Genomic DNA, 254 nt, shown 5'->3' with positions numbered 1-254 from the left:
AGGTGTTACCGCGACGGTGGCCGGCGGCGCCGGCGGCAACGGTGGCACCGGGGCCTGGTTCCTCTTCGGTTCGGGCGGCAACGGCGGTGCGGGCGGTGCAGGCCTCGGCATGGGCGATGGCGGAGCCGGCGGTCGCGGCGGCAACGGCGTCGGGCTGACCGGTGGCGGCAACGGCGGAGCCGGCGGCGCAGCGGTGATGGGCAACGGCGGCGCGGGCGGTCGCGGCGGCGTCGGCGGCGTGGCCGGCGCTGGTG

1 protein-coding gene is annotated in these 254 nt (G+C 79.9%); it reads left to right on the top strand.

The window, feature by feature from the left end:
* The coding region (locus FQ668_RS27815) for a hypothetical protein (protein WP_178097207.1) at positions 1-254 on the top strand (254 nt) is incomplete at both ends.

This window comes from Pseudomonas sp. Kh14, from assembly GCF_900291005.1.
Classification (GTDB): domain Bacteria; phylum Pseudomonadota; class Gammaproteobacteria; order Pseudomonadales; family Pseudomonadaceae; genus Aquipseudomonas; species Aquipseudomonas alloputida.
This window is presented reverse-complemented; position numbering and strand designations above follow the sequence as displayed.